Origin of the sequence: Glaciimonas sp. PCH181 (assembly GCF_003056055.1) — a bacterium.
GTDB lineage: Bacteria > Pseudomonadota > Gammaproteobacteria > Burkholderiales > Burkholderiaceae_D > Glaciimonas.
On record NZ_PYFP01000001.1, the window covers coordinates 1,703,332 to 1,725,098 of the forward strand.

Below are 21,767 nucleotides of genomic sequence, written 5' to 3' on the forward strand. Positions count from 1 at the left end.
ATTACTCTGTCGCGGAAATTTCCTTGAATTTACCGTAGCTCATCAACTTCTCGTGGCGCGCTTCTAACAAATCCTTGGTTTTAACGCCCTGGAATTGACGTAAGGTATCCGACAACGCGCGTTTCAATAAACTCGCCATTTGCTTCGGATCCCGATGCGCTCCGCCGAGTGGTTCGTTGACGATCTTATCGATCAAACCCATCGCTTTCAAACGATGCGCAGTTAATCCTAAGGCATCAGCAGCGTCGGCTGCACGTTCAGCGCTTTTCCATAAAATAGAGGCGCAACCTTCTGGTGAAATCACCGCGTAAGTCGAGTATTGCAACATCAGCACCGCGTCGCCCACCGCAATCGCCAGCGCACCGCCAGAGCCACCTTCACCGATGATGGTGGCGATCAATGGCACTTTTAGCTCGGCCATCGCGTAAAGATTGTGTCCAATCGCTTCGGATTGACCACGTTCTTCAGCGTCAATACCGGGAAACGCGCCGGGCGTATCGACAAAGGTAAAAATCGGCAAACCGAATTTTTCCGCTACTTTCATCAGGCGCAATGCTTTGCGATAACCTTCCGGTTTCGGCATCCCAAAATTACGCAATGCGCGTTCTTTGGTATCACGCCCTTTTTGATGGCCGATGACCATGCAGGCCTGACCATTAAAACGGGCCAGTCCACCGACAATCGAAAGGTCATCGGCGTAAGTACGGTCGCCATGCAACTCATGAAAATCGGTGAACATTTGATTCACGTAATCCATCGTGTAAGGACGTTGCGGATGACGTGCAATCTGCGAAACTTGCCAAGGCGTCAGTTTCGCGTAGATATCTTTGGTCAGCTGCTGACTTTTTTTCGATAAACGGTCGATTTCTTCCGAAATATCCACCGCCGAATCGTCCTGCACAAAGCGCAGCTCTTCTATCTTGGCATCCAGTTCAGCAATCGACTGTTCAAAGCCAAGAAATGTAGTTTTACTCATGGTGTTCCTCTGTTTTTTGCGCCGCCGTAGAGGCAAAAAGCTGCGCCAAATCTATACTTGCGAATGTCACTTTAGGTAACTGCAACACTATTCAGCCAATTATGCCAACGCGATTGATGCAGTTGGCGTAGTTAGCTTAGCTAATCCACTCAATATTCTACCGGTATCGGCTCCAGGCTACGCCATAGATACCATGTCGCGACCGTGCGCCAAGGCTCCCAATTCGCGGATACTTCCCGTGCATCGCTGCGCGAAACTGGCTCTCCGGAGAAGTAATTAACACTGATCCCCTTCAGCAAGCCGACATCGTCCAAAGGCAAAATATTCGGCCGAAGCAGATTAAATATCAAAAACATCTCCGCTGTCCAGCGGCCAATGCCACGAATCTGCGTCAACTCGGCAATGACGTCCTCATCTTCCATCTCGGCCCACTTGTCAGCGTGCACACGTTTGGCCTTGAAATGGTCGGCCAGATCAAGGATATATTCGGCCTTGCGCTTAGACAAACCGCAGGCTGCCAACTGTTCGTTGCCGGCTTTCAATACCTGTGAAGGAGAACATTTTGGGCAGATTAACAGAAATTTCTGCCAGACGGCTTCTGCCGACTTAATCGAGATTTGTTGACCGATCACAGAGCGCGCCAAAGTTGTGAATGCTTCGCCGCGACCTGTCAGATGTAAATCGCCAAATTGCGGGATTAATTTACGCATAATACGATCGCGTTTCATCAACTCTACCTTGGCATCTTCCCAATAGGAGGCCACAAAGAGTTTGGTATCGGCAGTAATTAATTTTTGCATGCGACCTAGGTCCTCCGCCATTCAGTTTGACCACCAGGCTTGTCTTCAAGCAGAATGCCATCCGCCAGCAAAGCGGCACGAATACCGTCAGCAGCGGCAAAATTCTTGGCCATCTTTGCTGCCAGGCGGGCTTCAATTTTCAGTTGAATGTCCGCTTCCGATAAACCGGCTGGACTATCAATATTATGCGTGCCGACGCTGCGACCTTTCAAAAAATCGTCGGGGACGCGTCCTAAAAATCCCAAATGACCGCCGAGTATTTTCAATTGCCGCGCCAATATCGGCGATTTTGTTTTGTTCACTTCATTTGCAAGATCAAACAGAATTGCGATGGCCGATGGCGTATTGAAGTCATCATCCATGGCTTCAGCGGTGCGCAGCGCATGCGCTTCGTTTGCATCGAACGGCGCATCGTCTGGCGGGACTTCTTTTAAGGCCGTGTACAGACGCGTCAAGGCGTGCTTTGCATCATCCAAATGACTATCGGCATAGTTTAACTGGCTGCGATAATGCGCGCGCAAGATAAAGAAGCGCACCACTTCGGCTTCATATTTTTTCAGCACATCCCGGATGGTGAAAAAATTGCCCAGCGACTTGGACATTTTTTCGTTGTCTACGCGGATGAAGCCGTTGTGCATCCAGTAATTAACGAATTGATGACCGGATGCGCCTTCAGATTGGGCGATTTCGTTTTCATGATGCGGAAACTGCAAATCCTGACCGCCGCCGTGAATATCAAATTGTTCGCCCAACAAATGTTCTGCCATCGCCGAGCATTCAATATGCCAACCCGGTCTGCCTTGGCCCCATGGCGAGGTCCATTTAACTTCTTCCGGCTCTGTTTCTTTGGAGGCTTTCCACAATACAAAATCCAATGGATCACGCTTCCCCGTATTGACGTCTACCCGTTCACCGGCGCGCAGATCGTCCAGCGACTTGCCGGATAATTTGCCGTAACCGGCAAAATCGCGCACCGAATAATTGACATCGCCATCGGTGGCTTTATACGCCAGCCCATTACTTTCCAGCTTACCGATCAGCGCTAACATTTGCGGTACGTAGTCGGTAGCGCGCGGCTCATGATCCGGTTTCTGCACACCAAGTGCGGCGGCATCCTGATCCATCGCCTGAATAAAGCGCGCCGTCAATTGCGAGATAGTCTCGCCATTTTCGACTGCACGGCGAATGATTTTGTCGTCGATATCGGTAATATTGCGTACGTAAGTCACATCCAGACCGGACTGCCGCAACCAGCGCTGCACCATGTCAAATACCACCATCACCCGTGCGTGACCGAGATGGCAATAATCGTAGACGGTCATACCGCACACGTACATGCGCACCTTGCCGGGCACAATAGGGGAAAAAGGCTGCTTCTCGCGCGCCAGCGTGTTATATATTTTCAGGTTGCTCATTGGATCTACTGGTTCAGGCACAGGCGGTTCGGGCACAGAATATTGCACGTGGACTCTAGAGTCTGTCGCACTTAAGGAGGTAAAGCTAAAAATGCACGGGACAAGGACCGATTTTGCCAATTCGCAGCATCAATAGCGCACTATTGGCCGAAAAGCGGGTGAAATATAGTCCATCCAAGTCATTTTGCAGCTGATTCCCCAAGTCCGAACGCCCCGAGCTTTGGCACATTACCTCCCGGTTAATGCGTCACCTCAGTGCAACTAGACCGCCAAAACTCTTTTGCAATGCTTAGTTTGATAAAATGCTTCTTTTCGCCGAAGTATATCAAACAACCAGACAACCAAGCAGTGCGGAAAAGTAAAATCGCATTACTTAGCATTACTCACCAAAAGGGATTCTTCATGCAACGCACCAAGCGCAACACCGTAACGCCTTCGCGCCGCACCTTTTTCAGTGTCCTGGCATCTTCAGTTGCCGTTCTATCGTTATCGTGCGCCTTTTCTAGCGCACAAGCGGCCGACACGCCACATGTGCTGCTAAAAACCAACATGGGCGATATCGTGCTTGAATTGAATGCGGAAAAAGCCCCAAAGACCGTCAAGAATTTTCTGAGTTATGTCAATGCAGGTCAATACAACGGCACCATTTTCCATCGCGTGATTGATGGTTTCATGATTCAGGGTGGTGGCTTTGACAAAAACATGAGAGAAAAATCTGCTCCAAATAAAGTTGAAAACGAAGGCAAAAACGGTTTAAAAAATACAGAATATAGCGTTGCCATGGCGCGTACTTCGGATCCGCAGTCTGCCGCAGCGCAATTCTTTATCAATGTCAAAGACAATCAATTTCTAAACTACCCTGGCCAGGATGGTTACGGCTATGCGGTATTTGGTAAGGTCATTAAGGGAATGGATGTCGTCGACAAGATTAAAAAAGTAAGAATCGGCGGCCAGGATGTACCTGCGCAACCGGTCGTCATCGAATCGGCAACGATTACGAAATAAATAGGTAAGTTGACTATAATTGTTCTGTTTTTTCGTATTATTCAGTGCTGAAAAGCGCTGAGTAATAATGAATTAGAACGAATTAGTTCTAACTTTAAGTATTTGTTATTGTGTGTCGTCAAGCGTTGCCGACATGACGTTATGCTCTGCTATCGACCTCACCAATTACCTAAGCAATATCCCAACATATCACCCTATTTTTTCTCACTAACTCACAAGGAATATCATGACTGTCATTTTAAAGACGAACCACGGCGACATTACTATCGAACTAGATGCAGAAAAAGCGCCCAAGACAGTTGAAAACTTTCTTGCATATGTCAATTCCGGCCATTACAACGGCACCATTTTTCACCGCGTGATTGATGGTTTCATGGTTCAAGGCGGTGGTTTTGAGCCTGGCATGAAACAGAAGCCAACTAACGCAAATGTTGAAAACGAAGCTAAAAACGGCCTCAAAAATCTGCCTTACACATTGGCAATGGCACGTACTTCAGATCCACATTCAGCATCCGCACAGTTCTTCATCAACATCAAAAACAACAGCTTCCTGGACTATCCAGGCCAAGACGGTTGGGGCTACTGTGTATTCGGCACAGTCACTGCAGGCATGGATGTCGTAGACAAAATCAAGGCTGTTAAAACTACCCGCACAGGTATGTTTGCCGACGTACCAGTCGATGACGTCATCATCGAAAAAGCTGAAGTCATTTAATCGTCCGAATCTCACCAACCAACTATGTCCGACACCATTTCATCCACGCTGGTACAGCAACCCGCGATAGCACTGTTCATCTCGGACCTGCATCTGCAAGAAGCGCATCCGTGCACCACGCAAGCGTTTTACGATTTTTTGCAGACGCATGCACGCAACGCGCGACAACTGTATCTGCTGGGTGATTTGTTCGAGTATTGGGCTGGTGACGACGATTTGGAAACACCTTACAACCATCACATCGCCGAGGCTATTCGTCAGGTGAGCGCGGCGGGTGTGGAGGTGTTTTGGATCGCTGGCAATCGGGATTTTTTAGTAGCAGATGCTTTTGCACAGGCTGCCGGGCTGGCGCTACTACCAGATCCATTCGTCGCCACGATTGGTGGCCGGCGCGTAACCTTGGCGCATGGGGATGCGCAATGTACCGACGATGTCGACTACATGACATTTCGTGCGCAGGTACGGCAACCACAGTGGCAACAACAATTTCTCGCCCTGCCGCTGGCGCAACGCAAGACCATCATCGCCGGTGCACGGGATCAAAGCCGCAAAGAACAACAGCACAAATCGATGGAAATCATGGATGTGAATCAACAAGCAATTACAACATTGTTTGCTGAAACAGAAACCGACACGCTGATTCACGGACATACGCATCGACCGGCGCTGCATACCTATGCCGTCGCAGATAAAACCTTGAAACGGTATGTTTTACCGGATTGGGATTACGATGTCGTCAGACAACGCGGTGGCTGGATAGCGATGGACGCGGATGGTGTTATCCGAAGCTTTGGCCACGATGGTAACGAGCTGGTCTGATGTGCTAAACAACTGTCGACTGATATTTAACCAGCACATTACTATTACCGCCGCCGTATAGATTTCTCGCCACATCCCTGCCTGACATTCATCAACTTAGTTTGATCATAAGGTCGCTTCGTCAGTAACGATAGCGTGCCCCTTACACCCAGAATTCCTCCGGAAGAAACGCTTCCCACAAAAATCTGACGCACCTCTGCATTCATAATAGGCAACAAACACGCAACGCCAGCTTTGTCTTCGTTGTTGAAAGCCTTGCAAATCAATTTATATCACCTAAAATTATCAAAACGGTATGACATTTTGACTACAAAATTATTCTTGCCTGAGTTTATTCAAACCCAAGCCGTTAACAGCCGTTCGCCGAAACGGTACAGATGCAAAAAAACCACTAGATTCAACCATGACTGAATCCGAGTTTTTCTAACTCTACATAACTTGATGGAGAGCATCATGTATAGACGGGATTTTGTACTGAAAACCGCCGGTGTGCTTGCTGCGGCAGGCTTAACGGTTACTGGCTGCACCACCACCCGCCCATCCACCAATGCAGACCCTGACAAACGTCGCCATGAAATAGATAACAACATTGATTCCGCTTTAACGCGTTTATATACGGCTGCACCCGGTTCACGTGATCTGGTTAAAAAAGCGCAAGGCGTACTAGTATTTCCATCAGTGATCGCCGCTGGCTTATGGTTAGGCGGACAGTATGGCGAAGGTGCGCTACGCATGGGAGGCGCCTCAAACGGCTATTACAGCACGGCCTCTGCATCCATCGGTTTCCAGATTGGCGCGCAATCCAAAGCAATCTTCTTCTTGTTCATGACGCCAGAAGCCCTGAATAAATTCCGCGATAGTAAAGGATGGGCCGTCGGCGCAGATGCTTCGGTTGCGATGCTTAAAATTGGTGCAAACGGCAACATTGATACTAGCTCGATCACCGCTTCGGTTCTCGGCTTTGTACTTACCAATAGTGGCTTGATGGCAAATCTGACGCTGGAAGGAACCAAGGTCACGCGTCTCGATATCTGATACGGGTGGCCGCTGCAACCTTACTGACTGAATTAGCGCTGAAAAGCGCTAATTTTATTTTTGATAGCGAAAATGTAGCAATGAGCAAAGGGGACTAAAAGGGGATTGCCAACACCGCGTTGAAAAATACTAAATATTGCTTTATACAATGCCATTCGCTATATCCCATAGTAAAAAGGCCCACAAACCCTGCCGAGTTGTGAACCTGAACGCATAGATATAAACCTAGGCTTTATACGGGGATGCTATTAAGGATTTTGGATGTTCGACGCCTGCTTGCCTTTTGGCCCTTGCATGATATCGAACTGTACTTTTTGACCTTCTTTAAGCGTCTTAAAGCCACCCATCTGAATTGCGGAGAAGTGTGCGAACAAATCTTCGCCGCCGTCGTCCGGGGTGATGAAACCGAAACCTTTGGAATCATTAAACCATTTAACTGTGCCTGTTGTCATGATGCATTCTTTCAATAATTACACGCTACACGAGTCGAAAAGGAAGAGCGGCGGATGACTTATAAGTATTGCGACTCTAACTAAACTACCCACTCTGTATTAACAAATATCAACCTAGATATCAACTTCATGATCTCGATTATAGGAAGTGAATACAATCGGGGATTAGAGATTTCTTTATAAGGGAATACCTGATCTACTGCGTAGGCGATTACCGCATAACGATGTAATTAGTGATGGTCTCGTTCTGATCCAGACACTACTAATGGCGTCCGTTATTCAAATTGACGTTTAAATTCAGCAAATTGCTCCGCTAAGTCTACGATTTGTTGACGTAACTGAACGACTTCTTCCTCAAGATTAGCAACGCGATCCTGACGATCTCCCCGATGGGCAATGGCATTATTCGAGAATGCTTCAGCGGCCAGTTGTTGCTCCAGCACTTCTTCACCGGCCAACAATTGCGCATAGCGTGGCTCTTTCGTTCCCGGTCCTTTAGCGAGACGGGCGACCAGCGGCGGATATTTATCGATGAGAAATTGCAATGCTGTCTCGACGTCGGGCAAAGATGCAAATTCATATTGGCGACTGCAACGTGTGCGCAATTCGCCAGCCGTCTGCACCCCGCGCAACATCAAGGTCGTCAAGACGGCCAATTTATCCGGCTCAAGCGTCCATTTCACCCGCATGCGATGCTCGTATTTGACAACCCGTGCACCGGCCTGATTCACGCCTACAACCAATTTACGCTGCATTAGTCGCTGCAAGACTTCCATCACTGTCGACTCAGAAATCGACATTACCGGATCGCGACTGGATAACTGATTACAACCGTTGACGAGGGTATTGAGTGAGAGTGGATAATTGTCTGGCGTTAATGCTTCTTTTTCTGCAAGCACCGCCAGCACGCGAATTTCAAACACATCGAGAATAGCGTCGCTTCCAACTGAGGGAGAGCTAGTTTCCGGTTCTATCATCTAATCTCCTGTAAGTACATTTACCCTGATCTGCGCATACACCCCGTGCCAGATTCAAGCGCCAGCCTGATATATTACTTTAGCAGTCAAAGACGTGCTGTTTTGCGTGCAAATACGTAATTACTCAACCAGTTTATTGAGCTGCTCGGGATCGAACTTATCCAACGGCGGCAAACTATCGCAAGCAATACCGGAAGCTTTCAACAATGCCACAATACGGGAAATTTGATGTTCTTGCGAAGCGGCATTATCAATCAAACCGTGCAGCGCCTTCGATAAGGGATCATCGCCATTTGGTGTAACGCCATAGGCGGCAAACATCCTTGCAGCGGCTTCTTCTTGCGCATTATGCGTTTCTTTTTGGATGATACGGGCAGGATTACCAACCGCAGTTGCGCCAGCAGGAACCTCTTTTACCACTACCGCGTTAGAACCAACTTTAGCACCCTCGCCTACTGTAAAACTTCCAAGTATTTTTGCACCGGCACCGACAATCACGCCGCGCCCCAAAGTTGGATGGCGTTTAATCCCTTTGCCCAACGATGTCCCGCCCAGCGTTACCCCTTGATAAATAGTGCAATCGTCACCCACATCAGCGGTCTCACCAATGACGACGCCAAAACCATGATCAATAAATACCCGATGGCCTATTGTCGCGCCGGGATGAATTTCAATACCGGTAAGAATCCGTCCTATGTAGGAAATAAAACGTCCCAACAGCTTCAGATCATGCTGCCAGCAACTCTTAGCCCAGCGGTGCATGACGATCGCATGAAACCCCGGGTAACAGCACACAACCTCCACAACGGTGCGGGCGGCGGGATCTCGGGCCATGATATTGGCAATGTCTTCACGAATGCGACTGAACATAGGGACTAAAGTAATTGGCTAAGTTGGCTAAAAATATGGCGGCAATACCGAATAACAAATATCGAATATCACACAACGCATAACGAGGCGTCATATTAAGCCAAAACCGGGTAGCCGTCTTTTGATGACAAGTAATGATGCGTCTTGGTACATCTGACGGTGCCGCTTTATGTGCGGGACGTGGCGATGTATCCGTTAGATCGTAGTGAAAAATTGTAGGGAAATACATTTGTCAGGCAGGACGCTTGACGAAGTTTGACGAAGAGAGAAAAAATCTGAATCGATAATACGACAGCTTTAGCGCAATGTGACTGCTATCGGCATTTGCTATGACGATCAGGATAGTCGGCTATAAAATGCATATTGCCGGGCTAAGCGCGAAGAATCACGCCTTGCCCGGCAATCGATACAATCTATACGCCTTTAGCCATCCGTTGGCGACGTGCTTCATACAAACAAACCCCGGATGCAACCGACACGTTCAGACTTTCAACCGAACCGAACATGGGAACGTGGACCAAAACATCGCAGGTCTCACGCGTTAAACGACGCATGCCTTCGCCTTCTGAACCCATGATCAGGGCTGCAGGGCCAGAGAAATCGGCTTCGTATAAGCTTTTTTCGCCGTCTTCGGTCGTACCGATCAGCAAAATATTGCGCTCTTTTAATTCACGCAATGTCCGCGCAAGATTGGTGACAGTGATGTATGGGATCGTTTCCGCAGCACCGCTGGCAACTTTGGCCGCCGTCGCGTTCAAGCCAACTGCACGGTCTTTAGGAGCGATGACAGCATGCGCACCGACGCCATCGGCAACCCGCAAACAGGCTCCCAGATTATGCGGATCGGTGATGCCATCCAATACTAGCAATAATGGTGGTCCTTCAATCGCATCCAGCAATTCGTCCAGATTGCGTGCCAGCGATAACTCACCGGCTTTGGCAACGACGCCTTGATGGCGACGCGTGCCAACGATGTTGGACAGACGCTGGTCATCTACTGGAATAACGCGCACGTTAAGCGCTTTAGCGTTGCTCAGTAATTCTTTCATGCGGCCATCGATGCGGCTGGCGTCCACATAAATTTCTTCAACCGAAGAAGCTTCGTGACGCAGGCGCGAGGTGACGGCGTGAAAGCCGAATATCATTTTACTTTTCATGTTCTATCTTTTTTTCTTGCTTGATTTAACGAAAGCCTTTGGTTCACGCGTTTTTTCTACGCTCATGGTAACTTTGGCTTTTTTGCCCTTAGTTACCTTAGGCTTGACGCTTGTACCGGCCTTGCTTGTTTTGTTTACTGGTGTGGCGGGTATCCGATTTGCAGGGGTCGTATCGACTTTCGACTTGGCCTTTCTGCTACGCGATTTTTCATGCTCGCTATCGGCACGCCGCGCCTCATTTTTTAAGACCGTCTTGATACCCGGCTCTGTGACCAGACGCAGATCGATTTTGCGTGCATCCAGATCAACCCGGCTGACTTGCACCGTCACGCGGTCAGTCAACTGGTACCGAATTCCGGTCCGTTCGCCACGCAACTCATGGCGCGCTTCATCGTACTGGAAGTAATCCGCCCCCAATTCGGTGACGTGAACCAAGCCTTCGATATACAACGCATCGAGTTGCACGAAAATACCAAAAGTCGCCACGCCGGAAATAGTACCGGTGAATTCTTCGCCGAGTTTATCGCGAATGAAATAGCATTTAAGCCAGGCTTCTACATCACGTGAAGCCTCGTCCGCGCGTCGCTCGTTGGCCGAACAATGCACGCCAAGGGCTTCCCAAATTGCCAGACTGCCTTCGTTTTTCTTTTTGCCAGCAGCTTTATCTTCCGCTTGCTTGCGCCGACCGGCAGGCGACAACATCGTATTCAGACCACTGGTATCGAGGCCTTTTGGATCATAACGCTTGCCTAACAATATTGCTTTGATCGCACGATGCGTCAACAAATCCGGGTAACGTCGGATCGGGCTGGTGAAATGCGCGTAATGCTCGTAAGACAAACCAAAGTGACCGATGTTTTCCGGGCTATAAACCGCTTGCTGCATTGAGCGTAGCAGCATGGTTTGTAACAACAGCGCGTCAGGCCGTGCCTTGATCTTCGGCATCAAAGCAGCATAGTCCGAAGCCGATGGCGTATCGCCACCAGCCAGCGTCAGGCCGGTTTGCTTCAAGAACGTGCGTAACACTGCCAGCTTTTCTTTAGTCGGGCTAGCATGAATCCGGTATAGACCAGGATGCTTGTGACGCTCTAGCAAATCGGCCGCGCAGACATTGGCGGCCAGCATGCATTCTTCAATCAAACGATGCGCATCATTGCGAGTCCGTGGCAGGATTTTTTCAATTTTCCCGGCAGCGTTGCAAACGATGTACGTTTCAGTGGTTTCAAAATCAATTGCGCCACGTGTTTGACGCGCTTGCAGCAATGCATGAAACACTTCATACAGATGCAGCAGATGCGGGACTAATTCAGGGCGCTTAGCGGCTTCAGGGCCTTTAGTATTACCGAGGACCGCAGCGACTTCGGTATAAGTCAGGCGTGCCGCAGAATGAATTACCGCAGGATAAAACTGATAAGCCTTAATTTCGCCTTTGGCGGTAATCACGGCATCACATACCAGCGTCAGACGATCAACATCCGGATTGAGCGAACACAAACCGTTTGAGAGTTTTTCCGGCAACATCGGGATAACCCGGCGCGGGAAATACACGGAAGTACTACGCTCAAGCGCATCCACATCTAGCGCATCGTTTGGTTTGACGTAATGACTGACATCGGCAATCGCGACGATCAGACGATATCCTGTAGTACGACCGATTTTAACCGGCTCGCAATACACCGCATCGTCAAAATCCCGTGCATCTTCGCCATCAATCGTGACCAGCGGCACGTCGCGCAAATCGACGCGTTCGGCTAAATCGGCGTCAACAACGATATTTGGTAGTTTAGACGCAGCTTTTTGTGCCGCAGCAGAAAATTCATGGGGAACGCCATACTTACGCACAGCAATTTCGATCTCCATTCCGGGATCGTCAATGTCACCCAAAATTTCAGAAATCTTGCCTACCGGCTGCGTAAACCGCGATGGCTGCTCGGTCAATTCGACGCTGACCACCTGCCCGGCTTTAGCCTTACCCGGCGATCCCGACAAAATAATGTCCTGACTGATGCGCTTGTCTTCCGGCGCAATCACCCAAACCCCGTTTTCATTGAGCAAACGACCGATGACGTGGGTATTGGCCCGCGTAACAACCTCTACGATAGTGCCCTCTGGACGGCCACGGCGGTCAGTGCCAGTAACACGCGCCTGAACACGGTCGCCGTTAAGCACTTTCTGCATTTCTTTTTCAGGCAGGAAAACATCGCCACCGCCATCGTCCGGAATCAAAAAGCCATAGCCATCCCGGTGGCTGCTAACGCGGCCTTCGATAAAATCCGGGGAATTGGTGAGCTTATAAATGCCAGCACGATCCGGCTTGATTTGCCCGTCTCGGTCCATGGCATTTAGGCGGCGCGTCAACCCTTCCATTTCGTCGGGCTTAACGCCAAGCGCAGCAGCAAGGGCGGCGATATTTTGCGGTTCTGAGGAGGTCCGCAGAAGGCCGAGAATTTCCTCCCGGCTAGGGATGGTGTAGGAATATTGGCTCAAGAGGCGTGTTGGCGGTAGTTGTTATTGATAAAAATCGGGTAAATACGTCAGATCTCAGCACGGTAAGACTGGAAATTAGCGCTTAGTGTAACGGAGGATAGCCGCATTCTCCTAGTTAGCCACTGTAATATAGCGATAAATACCCCCTCGCGATTCGCTGAGTTGACTTATTTTAGCGTTCAATTATAATCTTGGTCTTCTCAGGAATTAGGCCTAGCCTTAATTTTTTGAAAAAGCCCACGTGGCGGAATTGGTAGACGCGCATGGTTCAGGTCCATGTGCCTTCGGGTGTGGGGGTTCGAGTCCCTCCGTGGGCACCAAGTAATTGGTGCAAAAAATAGAGAAACCGCATAAACATCAATGTTTATGCGGTTTTTTTTATGTTTTTTTCTTTGTGCGCACCAATATAGCTCTCGATACGGCTAACTTCGCCAATAAATGCAATCTGATCATCTCAGATAAGCGCTTTCTTTATGGTTGAATGCCCAAGCCTGTGAAGCGCAAAATTTAGCCAACTCTCTATTCAATCGCGGCCCAATCGGCCTATTTCGACAAGCGATGCGCTAATTTCTTCTGATGTCATTCAGGAAATAGACAAACCTTTAAATTTAGCCACTCTTTCATTGACCGAGAACACTAAATGCACGTATTATTCGTCCTTCGCAATTGTTGAGAGTCTTAATGACTAGCAACAAAAAGCCCACGTGGCGGAATTGGTAGACGCGCATGGTTCAGGTCCATGTGCCTTCGGGTGTGGGGGTTCGAGTCCCTCCGTGGGCACCAAGTAATTGGTGCAAAAAATAGAGAAACCGCATAAACATCAATGTTTATGCGGTTTTTTTGTATCTGGAATTTGTGTTTGAGATTTGTGCCTGCAATAGGACGGAGAAATTATTGCTGATGACCAGCGCCAAATCCAGCAACATGCAAGTCGGGAACCTCTCGTTTCAAAGAGATTCCCGCCTTCCGTTGCCGTCACAGCCTAACGATCACAAACCTCTGCAAACTTACTTCATAGTAGGCATGGCAAATTCGGCTCCGGCCGAAATCGTCGCAGGCCAGCGCTGAGTTACTGCCTTTTGCTTAGTATAAAAGCGCACCGACTCTGGGCCGTGGGCGTGATGATCTCCAAACAGACTCCGTTTCCAACCGCCAAAACTATGAAAAGCCATCGGCACAGGAATAGGCACATTAACGCCGACCATCCCGACCTGGACTCTTGACGTGTATTCACGCGCCGTATTGCCATCGCGGGTGAAGATCGCCGTGCCGTTGCCGAATTCATGCGCATTCACCAGATCCAGCGCCGCCGCAAAGTCTGGCACGCGGACGATGCATAAGACCGGCCCGAAAATTTCTTCTTGATAAATTTTCATGTCAGCGGTGACATGGTCAAATAATGTGCCTCCCAGAAAGAAGCCGTTTTCATGTCCGGGAACCGTAAAACTGCGTCCATCGACTGCCAGCGTCGCGCCAGCATCGATGCCGTCATTGATGTAACCCAGGATTTTATCTTTGTGAATCTGGGTGACGACCGGCCCCATTTCTGCTTCCAGATCCATGCCCTGATTGATCCGAAGTTCGCGCACGCGCGGTGCCAGCGCAGCCACCAATTTATCTGCAACATCTCCAACTGCAACCGCAACTGAAATCGCCATGCAGCGCTCGCCTGCAGAACCGTAACCGGCACCGATCAAGGCATCGACAGTCTGATGCAAGTCCGCGTCCGGCATCACAACCATATGGTTTTTAGCGCCGCCCAGCGCCTGAACTCGCTTACCCTTGGCACAGCCCGTCGCGTAAATATATTCTGCAATTGGGGTCGAGCCGACAAAACTGACAGCCTTGACATCGGGGTGATCAAGGATGGCATCAACCGCCACTTTATCGCCCTGCACTACATTAAAGACGCCATCCGGCAAACCGGCTTCCTTTAACAGTTCAGCCAATAACAAACTGGCCGAGGGATCGCGCTCGGACGGCTTCAAGACAAACGTATTGCCGCAAGCAATCGCCATCGGAAACATCCACATCGGCACCATGACCGGAAAATTAAATGGTGTAATGCCTGCGCAAACGCCCAGCGGCTGACGCATGGTCCAGGCGTCAATCCCATTGCTGATCTGCTCGGTATATTCGCCTTTTAGCAATTGCGGGATGCCGGTGGAAAATTCGGCGACTTCTATGCCCCGCGTAACTTCGCCCTTCGCATCGGTAAATACTTTGCCGTGCTCGCTGGTGATCAGGGCCGCCAGACGGTCATGATTCTGATCCAGCAATTCTTTGAATTTAAACATGATGCGGGCGCGGCGCAATGGCGGCAATGCCGACCATGCGGGGAAAGCAGCCTTCGCAGCGGCAACTGCGGCATCAACTTCAGCATGCGATGCAAGCCCTACTTTGGCGCTGACGGCACCTGTGGCGGGATTAAACACATCGCTGGTGCGTTCGCTTAGGGAGGCTACCTGCTGACCGTTGATGAAATGACCCAATACCGCAGGAGCGGCACTATTCTGGAGTGACATAATAATTAACCTCGAAAGTAAATAACGATAGATTCAGAGAGACTTTCGGCAAAAGGGCCGATGGCGTGGACGTGTAATTTGTAAATAAGCGCTACATATGACCGCCACGCACAAATCGCTAACGCGGTATGAGCCAATCATGGGCCGGGTCGTTTTTGAAATGCCAGGACCGTTTTGGACCGGCCATCACATTGAGGTAATAACAATCGTAACCATGCGGCGCAACCACTGGATGATAGCCCTTTGGGACCATCACAACATCATGATTTTCGACCGCCATTGCCACGTCCAGCGAACGGTCATCGGTATACACGCGCTGGAAGGCAAAACCTTGCGAAGGGTTGATCCGATGGTAATAAGTTTCTTCCAGCGAACTTTCATCCGGAATATTGTCGGTATCGTGTTTATGCGGCGGATAACTTGAAGAATGGCCGCCCGGTGTAATCACCTCAACTACCAGCAAATGGTCGGCTGGCGCGGTTTGCGGCAAAATATCGCACACATAGCGGGTATTGCTGCCCTGCCCGCGCACCGAGCGTTTGGCGCTGGCTGGCTCGATCAATCTGGCTGCCAGATCGCCATGACCGGGCGCGCTACACACCGCAATTTCCGCATCGCCATGCGCGACGATACTGACAGCGTGACTATGCGGCACGTAAACAGAATATGGCGAGGCATCATCAAAGACGCTATAGCGTTCGCCGATCTCGGCCCACAAAGTATCCTCGGCCCGCACGCTGACCACGCCACGCAAAACTACGATGCAACATTCCCGCGCGCCGGTATCGAAATCGACATGCTCGTTATGTCCTAGCCGATAAGCCGCAAAGCCCACATAATTCCAGCCAGCGGATTGCGGCGTGACGGTGACAATCTCGCGCCCTTCTTGCCGACCTTTGACTAATAAGTTCATGCGGCCTCCGCCATGCCGGTCAAATCGCCATTCTCAATCCTCTGCACCAACGCGGCCAGGTACTGGTAGCCCATTTCGGCATATTGATAACTTGGTGCCACCGCTGGATCTTGCTCAGCCTCCACCACCAGCCAGCCTTGATAATCATGTTGATGCAGCACCTGCAACAACGCCGCAAAATCAATCCCGCCATCGCCCGGTACGGTGAACGCACCATTAATGACCGATTGCAGAAAACTCCAATTCCGATTGCGCGCCATTTTCATCACTGCCGGACGCACGTCCTTACAATGTACGTGAGATACCCGCGCTATATGTTTTGAGAGCACCGCGACCGGATCGCCGCCTGCAAACGTAATATGGCCGCTATCAAACAACAGCCCGACCGCCTCGCCCGTCAGCGCCATCAGCCGATCAACATCCGCTGGCGTCTCGACATAGGCCCCCATATGATGGTGATACGACAGCCGCACGCCGTGCGATAACGTGTAAGTTGCAAACGCAGTCAACTTGTCCGCATATTCCTGCCATTGCCCGGCGCTGTTAAATTGCGGTCGTTTATAAAGCGGATCGGGCCGTCCCTGAATCGCATTCGCGACCTCACCATAGACCATTACCGTTGCGCCGTTTTCGGCCAGCAACCGCAGATGCGGTCCGACAGACGCGATTTCATCCTCTACCGAGCCAGTCGCTAGGCGACCGGAATACCAGCCGGACACGCACTCCAACGCATATTTACCCAAAACCGCCCGTAATGCCGTAGGCTCCTTCGGAAACTTATTGCCCAACTCAAACCCGCGATAGCCGATCTGTGCGCCTTCTGCCAAGGCGACTTCCAACGGCGTCTCGCCACCCAAGGAAGGCAAATCATCGTTCATCCACGAGATCGGGTTAATCCCAATTTTTACGTTAAATTGTTTAGCCACGCTATTGCCTCTTTAGATTTTTTGGTTCAGTTGCGCTTGCTCGTATTGCTCACGCGCCAGTTGTACCGACGCCCGCGCTGAGACTTCCGGCACCGCGACTTCCCACCAGCAGCCACCATCCTCGGTAGTCCGTTTAGGGTCGGTATCGATGCAGACCAGATAGGTCCGATCCGCAGCACGGGCGCGCTGCATTGCGGCTTCCAATTCAGGGATCGATTTAACATTCTCAGCGATTGCACCCAACGATCTGGCATGCGCGGCAAAGTCAATCTGCGGCGCACCAAGAGCACCCTGCAAGCAGTCTTCCAGCATATTGTTGAACGGTGCACCGCCACAAGCTTGTTGCAGACGATTGATGCAGCCATAACCACGATTGTCCAGCACCACGATAATCAGTTTTTTATCCAGCATGACTGAAGTCGCGATTTCAGAGTTCATCATCAAATAGCTGCCATCGCCCACCATCACGATCACTTCTCGTTCCGGCTTAGCCAGCTTGACGCCAAGTGCACCGGCAATTTCATAGCCCATACAAGAATAGCCGTACTCGACGTGATAGCCGCCCGGCGTTGCTGTGCGCCACAGTTTGTGAAGTTCCGCTGGCAAGGTCCCGGCCGCGCAGACCACGATATCGCTCACCGGCGAAGCGCTGCTTGAACGCTGCACTGCGCCGATGACTTCGCCATCGTAAGGTAACTCAGGCGCGGCGATTTCGCACCGATGGGTGATGCCGTTGACGGTAGCGCGCCATGCTGCCGCTTGCTCATTTGCCTCAACAGTCCAGGTTTCACTGGCGCGCCAATCTTTAAGCTCGCGTGACAAAGCAGTCAAACCCAAAGCGGCATCCGACAACATGCTGGCACCTTGCCACTTCATAGCATCGCAAGAATTGACATTGATATTGATCAATTGCGCCTGTGCAAACAACGAATGCGATCCGGTGGTGAAATCCTGCAAGCGACTACCGACAGCAATCACCACATCGGCGTGATCGGCCATTGTATTTGCCGCAGGCGAGCCGGTGACGCCAAGTGCGCCCAGTTGCAACGGATGATCCCACGGCAACGCGCCTTTGCCAGCCTGCGTTTCTGCAACCGGCACGCCGTGCTCTTCGGCGAATTTGCGCAAAGTCTCAGTGGCATTGCCATATAAGACTCCGCCACCGGCAACGATCAACGGTTGCCGGGCATTTTTTAACAAGCCCAAGACTTGCTGCAATTCATCGGCGGCAGGCGGCTGTGCCCGAAACGTCACCAGTTTCGGTTTGAAAAATGCCAACGGAAAATCGTAGGCCATCGTCTGCACATCCTGCGGCAACGCCAATGTCACAGGCCCGCATTGCGCCGGATCGGTTAATACCTGAATCGCCCGTGGCAGCGCGGTCAGCAACTGCTCAGGATAAATAATCCGATCAAAATAACGCGACAACGGCTTAAATGCATCATTCACCGAAACACTGCCGTCCTGAAAATTTTCCAGTTGTTGCAGCACCGGATCGGGTCGCCGTGAGACGAAAATATCCCCCGGCAGCAACAGCACCGGCAAGCGATTCACATGCGCCAGCGCTGCCGCCGTCAATAGATTAGTCGCGCCCGGTCCTATCGAACTGGTGACCGCCATCATGCGCCGCCGCATATGTGCTTTGGCATAGCCAATTGCTGCATGTGCCATGGCCTGCTCGTTGTGCGCCCGATAGGTCGGCAATTCTTCGCGGTGCTGATACAGCGCCTCTCCCAACCCGGCGACATTGCCGTGGCCGAAAATCGCAAAGACGCCACCGAATAATGGCGCTTCACCATTCCCGTCTGCGGTCATAACTCGCAGCGCCGCCAGATAGCGCACCAGCGCCTGCGCCATCGTTAGTCGAATTGTCCCGCTATCGTTGCTCATGCTGCGCGCTCCACATTTTTTGTTTCTGCCGATGCTGTCTGCGGAATTGCTGCGGTACGTCCGTGGCTGGACTGCCAGACGCCAATCAGTTGTTCAAAGGTCGCGCGTACCTCTGCGATCAATGCTGCATCATCAATTTCACCTTGCAGCCAACGGCGTGCAGGCGCATGAAAAATTGTCCGCCCCACCATAAAGCCACGGCAAGTCTTACTATCTTTTGAGGCCAGAAATCCTGCTGCCAATTGCTCTACCGATGCGTTCAATCCCAGCAACACCACACCGCGGCAATAAGGGTCGCGTTCTGCGATCAGACTATCAATCGCCGTCCATTGCGCTGGGGCCATTGATTCCAGCTTCCACCATTCTGGGTAGATACCCAAGTTATACAAACGCTTAAGCGCTCGCAACACGGTGGTGTCGGTGATTTCCAAGTTTTTTGAGGGAATAATTTCCAGCAACAATTCATGCCCGCTGACCTGCACTGCGTCATATAACGCACGGATTTGTGCTTCTTGTTCCAGACGATTTTCAACGGCGTCGTCAGGATGCAATTGCACTAAACATTTCACGACTTGTTCACGCGGCCAGCTAATCAGATGTGAGCCTATCGAACGGCCATAATCAAACTCAAGCGGATTCGACAACGGCAGTTCCACAGTACGTCCAAGCCACCAACCACGGCCGGTGGCGGCATTCAAGGCATCCTGACCATAACGATCGTCGATCAACACACCGATCTTGCCTTGCAGATTGAGCGCCTTTTCGGTCTGCGCAACGGCTTCCACTAACAGGCATTTCAATGCAGGCAGACGCGTTTCGGCAACGCCGCTTTCACGCGCCAATTCAAAAAATTGATTACGATGATCAAAGGCGAAGACATTCAATTCATCCCATGCCGGACGCGGTGCGGTAACCCGATGCAAACGGGTTAAATGTGCATCCTGATCCGGACGCTGCAGACGCGTACTATTGGCTAGAAAATATTCCAACTCAACCGGCGTCGGCATCGCCGGCGCACAAGCATGGCGTGATACGACTAAGGCACCGCAGGCATTGGCGTAACGGCAGCAGGTTTCATCATCCGCACCAGTCAGCCAGCCCTTCAGAAAACCGGACAAAAATGCATCACCCGCGCCAAGTACATTTAATACCTCAACTTGCACGCCCTGATAATTGAAACCCTCGTCCAGACTTGCCGGGATGTCGCCGTGGATGACCGCGCACCCAAGCGGGCCGCGCTTGACCACCAATGTCGCCGCGCTGACCGCACGTACGGCGAGCAACGAAGCGATGATATTGGCACCGCCGCCAGCAATCATAAATTCTTCTTCAGTACCGACGACCAGATCAAATTTCGGTAAAATTCCCTGCAAATGCGCGGTCACATTATGGTCAGCGATGAAACGCGTTTCACCATCACCCTTTGCGGCCAAGCCCCACAGCACCGGACGGTAATCGATATCCAACACCGTGCGGACGTTATTCCGCCGCGCATAGTCCAATGCCAGATTGCTGGTGCGATGCACTTTTTGGGTCGAAAAATGCGTGCCGGTAATGAGCAGCGCTTTGCTAGACGCGATGAAAGCCTCATCGATATCTTCTTCCGAAATCGCCATGTCCGCGCAATTATCGCGATAGAAAATTAACGGAAATGTATCCCTGTCCTTCAGGCCCAGCATAACTAATGCTGTCAGCCGCTCGGGATCGATTTTGATCTGGCTGACATCGCAGCCCTCGGCAGCAAGCGCCTTGGTCAGAAACTGGCCATTGTGTTCGTTACCGACCCGCGCCAGCATTGCCGATTTCAGGCCTAGTCGTGCGCAGCCAAACGCAATATTCGCGGAAGAACCGCCAAGATATTTAGCAAAGCTGGTTACGTCCTCCAGCCGTGCGCCAATTTGTTGCGCATATAAATCCACTGCCAGACGGCCCAGACAAATAATATCGCGCTGACGATCCGGTGCAAATCTCGTGCTCACGGTGGTCGCTGCATGTAATGGTGTTGTCATGAATATTCCCTTTAAATCCTGATGCCTTCGAGTTGATTCATCAGCGTCTGCATCTCCGCACCGCCCGCCATCATGTCCAGCACCTCATCTTTAGAGACATTTTCTTTAGTAAATGTCCCCATCGATTTGCCGCGATTAAGCAACGTGAACGAGTCACCAATCGGGTATGCATGATGAACGTTATGCGTGATAAAAATCACGGAAATACCGCGCTCACGCGCTTTATGAATGAGCTTGAGAACATTGAACGATTGCTTGACGCCGAGCGCCGCTGTCGGCTCATCCAAAATCAATACTCGCGCACCGAAATGAATCGCGCGGGCAATCGCCAGACATTGCTTTTCACCGCCCGACATCGTCCCGATTGCATGATGCGGATCACGCACCATGATGCCCATTTCAGCCAGTTTCTCGCTAGCCGTTTGCGCAGCGTATTTCATATCCATCACGGTGATACCGAATATCTTTTTTGTCGGTTCACGGCCCATGAAAAAATTCCGCGCCACCGATAACAAAGGGACCAATGCAAGATCCTGATATACCGTCGCCACGCCGACATCCAGCGCCTCTTTCGGTGAATTAAAAGAAACCGGTTTGTCATCGACAAGATATTGCCCTTCAGAGGGCTTATGCACCCCTGCCAGGGTTTTAATTAACGTCGATTTTCCTGCGCCGTTGTCGCCCAGCAAACAATGTACTTCGCCCTTTTTAAGACGAAGAGTGACGCCCTGCAACGCGATCACGGAGCCAAAAAATTTACTGACGTTTTCTAAAGCCAGAATAGTGTCGCTCATGA

The 21,767-nt window shown here is 50.8% G+C and carries 18 protein-coding genes and 2 tRNA genes; 6 read left to right on the forward strand and 14 right to left on the reverse strand.

The genetic code is table 11. The features are described 5' to 3' along the window. Position 1: 1 nt before the first annotated feature. From C7W93_RS07920 to cysS, 3 genes are all read right to left on the reverse strand, one after another. Positions 2-976 (reverse strand): acetyl-CoA carboxylase carboxyltransferase subunit alpha, encoded by a 975-nt coding sequence (locus C7W93_RS07920; RefSeq protein ID WP_108439518.1) that lies wholly within the window; start codon positions 974-976, stop codon positions 2-4. A 149-nt stretch (positions 977-1,125) separates the two neighbouring features. Further along, a complete protein-coding gene (locus C7W93_RS07925) occupies positions 1,126-1,776 on the reverse strand; it encodes a DNA-3-methyladenine glycosylase (protein WP_108440540.1) in 651 nt (216 codons plus the stop codon). A gap of 5 nt (positions 1,777-1,781) precedes the next feature. Next, positions 1,782-3,191, reverse strand: a complete 1,410-nt coding sequence (cysS, locus tag C7W93_RS07930) for a cysteine--tRNA ligase (RefSeq protein ID WP_108440539.1) — start codon at positions 3,189-3,191, stop codon at positions 1,782-1,784. A gap of 402 nt (positions 3,192-3,593) precedes the next feature. Here cysS and C7W93_RS07935 point away from each other — a divergent pair, with 402 nt between their 5' ends. The 4 genes from C7W93_RS07935 to C7W93_RS07950 all read left to right on the forward strand — a co-directional run bounded on the left by C7W93_RS07935 (position 3,594) and on the right by C7W93_RS07950 (position 6,765). Further along, complete coding sequence (locus tag C7W93_RS07935; RefSeq protein ID WP_108439519.1) at positions 3,594-4,196, forward strand: peptidylprolyl isomerase; 603 nt, start codon at positions 3,594-3,596, stop codon at positions 4,194-4,196. Between the two features lie 226 nt (positions 4,197-4,422). Next, a complete protein-coding gene (locus C7W93_RS07940; protein WP_108439520.1) occupies positions 4,423-4,911 on the forward strand; it encodes a peptidylprolyl isomerase in 489 nt (162 codons plus the stop codon). Between the two features lie 24 nt (positions 4,912-4,935). Beyond that, positions 4,936-5,730 carry a UDP-2,3-diacylglucosamine diphosphatase gene (locus C7W93_RS07945; RefSeq protein ID WP_108439521.1) on the forward strand — a complete coding sequence of 265 codons (795 nt, stop codon included), beginning with the start codon at positions 4,936-4,938 and terminating at the stop codon, positions 5,728-5,730. A gap of 453 nt (positions 5,731-6,183) precedes the next feature. Further along, on the forward strand, positions 6,184-6,765 hold the full coding sequence (locus C7W93_RS07950) for a YSC84-related protein (protein ID WP_108439522.1): 582 nt from the start codon (positions 6,184-6,186) through the stop codon (positions 6,763-6,765). Between the two features lie 248 nt (positions 6,766-7,013). Here the strand turns inward: C7W93_RS07950 and C7W93_RS07955 are convergent, their stop codons facing one another. The 5 genes from C7W93_RS07955 to rnr all read right to left on the reverse strand — a co-directional run bounded on the left by C7W93_RS07955 (position 7,014) and on the right by rnr (position 12,708). Next, positions 7,014-7,217 carry a cold-shock protein gene (locus C7W93_RS07955; RefSeq protein ID WP_108439523.1) on the reverse strand — a complete coding sequence of 68 codons (204 nt, stop codon included), beginning with the start codon at positions 7,215-7,217 and terminating at the stop codon, positions 7,014-7,016. Positions 7,218-7,492: 275 nt separating this feature from the next. Continuing rightward, positions 7,493-8,194, reverse strand: coding sequence for a YceH family protein (locus tag C7W93_RS07960; RefSeq protein ID WP_108439524.1), 702 nt, complete (start codon positions 8,192-8,194; stop codon positions 7,493-7,495). A 120-nt stretch (positions 8,195-8,314) separates the two neighbouring features. After that, complete coding sequence (gene cysE, locus C7W93_RS07965; RefSeq protein ID WP_108439525.1) at positions 8,315-9,064, reverse strand: serine O-acetyltransferase; 750 nt, start codon at positions 9,062-9,064, stop codon at positions 8,315-8,317. Between the two features lie 413 nt (positions 9,065-9,477). Further along, complete coding sequence (gene rlmB / locus C7W93_RS07970; RefSeq protein WP_108439526.1) at positions 9,478-10,221, reverse strand: 23S rRNA (guanosine(2251)-2'-O)-methyltransferase RlmB; 744 nt, start codon at positions 10,219-10,221, stop codon at positions 9,478-9,480. Positions 10,222-10,224: 3 nt separating this feature from the next. Next, positions 10,225-12,708 (reverse strand): ribonuclease R, encoded by a 2,484-nt coding sequence (gene rnr, locus C7W93_RS07975; protein WP_108439527.1) that lies wholly within the window; start codon positions 12,706-12,708, stop codon positions 10,225-10,227. A 235-nt stretch (positions 12,709-12,943) separates the two neighbouring features. Here rnr and C7W93_RS07980 point away from each other — a divergent pair. Both C7W93_RS07980 and C7W93_RS07985 read left to right on the forward strand, forming a co-directional pair. Further along, positions 12,944-13,028 (forward strand) — tRNA-Leu (locus C7W93_RS07980). A gap of 378 nt (positions 13,029-13,406) precedes the next feature. Next, positions 13,407-13,491: transfer RNA gene (locus C7W93_RS07985), tRNA-Leu, on the forward strand. A 224-nt stretch (positions 13,492-13,715) separates the two neighbouring features. Here C7W93_RS07985 and C7W93_RS07990 read toward each other — a convergent pair. The 6 genes from C7W93_RS07990 to C7W93_RS08015 all read right to left on the reverse strand — a co-directional run bounded on the left by C7W93_RS07990 (position 13,716) and on the right by C7W93_RS08015 (position 21,765). Continuing rightward, entirely contained in the window at positions 13,716-15,233 is a 1,518-nt protein-coding gene (locus tag C7W93_RS07990) for a CoA-acylating methylmalonate-semialdehyde dehydrogenase (RefSeq protein ID WP_108439528.1), read from the reverse strand. 118 nt (positions 15,234-15,351) lie between these two features. Further along, positions 15,352-16,146: a 5-deoxy-glucuronate isomerase gene (gene iolB, locus C7W93_RS07995; protein WP_108439529.1), complete on the reverse strand. Its 795-nt coding sequence runs from the start codon at positions 16,144-16,146 to the stop codon at positions 15,352-15,354. Then, positions 16,143-17,072, reverse strand: a complete 930-nt coding sequence (iolE, locus tag C7W93_RS08000) for a myo-inosose-2 dehydratase (protein WP_108439530.1) — start codon at positions 17,070-17,072, stop codon at positions 16,143-16,145. Before iolE ends, iolB begins: the two co-directional genes overlap by 4 nt. Positions 17,073-17,084: 12 nt before the next feature. Continuing rightward, positions 17,085-18,962: a 3D-(3,5/4)-trihydroxycyclohexane-1,2-dione acylhydrolase (decyclizing) gene (iolD, locus tag C7W93_RS08005; RefSeq protein WP_108439531.1), complete on the reverse strand. Its 1,878-nt coding sequence runs from the start codon at positions 18,960-18,962 to the stop codon at positions 17,085-17,087. Then, the gene (gene iolC, locus C7W93_RS08010; protein ID WP_108439532.1) at positions 18,959-20,971 is read right to left on the reverse strand and encodes a 5-dehydro-2-deoxygluconokinase; all 2,013 of its coding nucleotides are present in this window, start codon (positions 20,969-20,971) and stop codon (positions 18,959-18,961) included. The genes iolD and iolC overlap by 4 nt, the downstream gene beginning before the upstream one ends. An 11-nt stretch (positions 20,972-20,982) precedes the next feature. Then, positions 20,983-21,765: an ATP-binding cassette domain-containing protein gene (locus C7W93_RS08015; protein ID WP_108439533.1), complete on the reverse strand. Its 783-nt coding sequence runs from the start codon at positions 21,763-21,765 to the stop codon at positions 20,983-20,985. Positions 21,766-21,767: the final 2 nt, after the last annotated feature.

Bases quoted from the DNA above. Each gene is read 5' to 3' on its own strand.
- C7W93_RS07960 (WP_108439524.1), bottom strand. From the start codon at position 8,194: ATGATAGAACCGGAAACTAGCTCTCCCTCAGTTGGAAGCGACGCTATT.
- iolC (WP_108439532.1), bottom strand. From the start codon at position 20,971: ATGACAACACCATTACATGCAGCGACCACCGTGAGCACGAGATTTGCA.
- C7W93_RS07920 (WP_108439518.1), bottom strand. From the start codon at position 976: ATGAGTAAAACTACATTTCTTGGCTTTGAACAGTCGATTGCTGAACTG.
- C7W93_RS07955 (WP_108439523.1), bottom strand. From the start codon at position 7,217: ATGACAACAGGCACAGTTAAATGGTTTAATGATTCCAAAGGTTTCGGT.
- C7W93_RS07990 (WP_108439528.1), bottom strand. From the start codon at position 15,233: ATGTCACTCCAGAATAGTGCCGCTCCTGCGGTATTGGGTCATTTCATC.
- C7W93_RS08015 (WP_108439533.1), bottom strand. From the start codon at position 21,765: ATGAGCGACACTATTCTGGCTTTAGAAAACGTCAGTAAATTTTTTGGC.
- cysE (WP_108439525.1), bottom strand. From the start codon at position 9,064: ATGTTCAGTCGCATTCGTGAAGACATTGCCAATATCATGGCCCGAGAT.
- iolB (WP_108439529.1), bottom strand. From the start codon at position 16,146: ATGAACTTATTAGTCAAAGGTCGGCAAGAAGGGCGCGAGATTGTCACC.
- rlmB (WP_108439526.1), bottom strand. From the start codon at position 10,221: ATGAAAAGTAAAATGATATTCGGCTTTCACGCCGTCACCTCGCGCCTG.
- cysS (WP_108440539.1), bottom strand. From the start codon at position 3,191: ATGAGCAACCTGAAAATATATAACACGCTGGCGCGCGAGAAGCAGCCT.
- iolD (WP_108439531.1), bottom strand. From the start codon at position 18,962: ATGAGCAACGATAGCGGGACAATTCGACTAACGATGGCGCAGGCGCTG.
- C7W93_RS07950 (WP_108439522.1), top strand. From the start codon at position 6,184: ATGTATAGACGGGATTTTGTACTGAAAACCGCCGGTGTGCTTGCTGCG.
- C7W93_RS07940 (WP_108439520.1), top strand. From the start codon at position 4,423: ATGACTGTCATTTTAAAGACGAACCACGGCGACATTACTATCGAACTA.
- C7W93_RS07945 (WP_108439521.1), top strand. From the start codon at position 4,936: ATGTCCGACACCATTTCATCCACGCTGGTACAGCAACCCGCGATAGCA.
- C7W93_RS07925 (WP_108440540.1), bottom strand. From the start codon at position 1,776: ATGCAAAAATTAATTACTGCCGATACCAAACTCTTTGTGGCCTCCTAT.
- C7W93_RS07935 (WP_108439519.1), top strand. From the start codon at position 3,594: ATGCAACGCACCAAGCGCAACACCGTAACGCCTTCGCGCCGCACCTTT.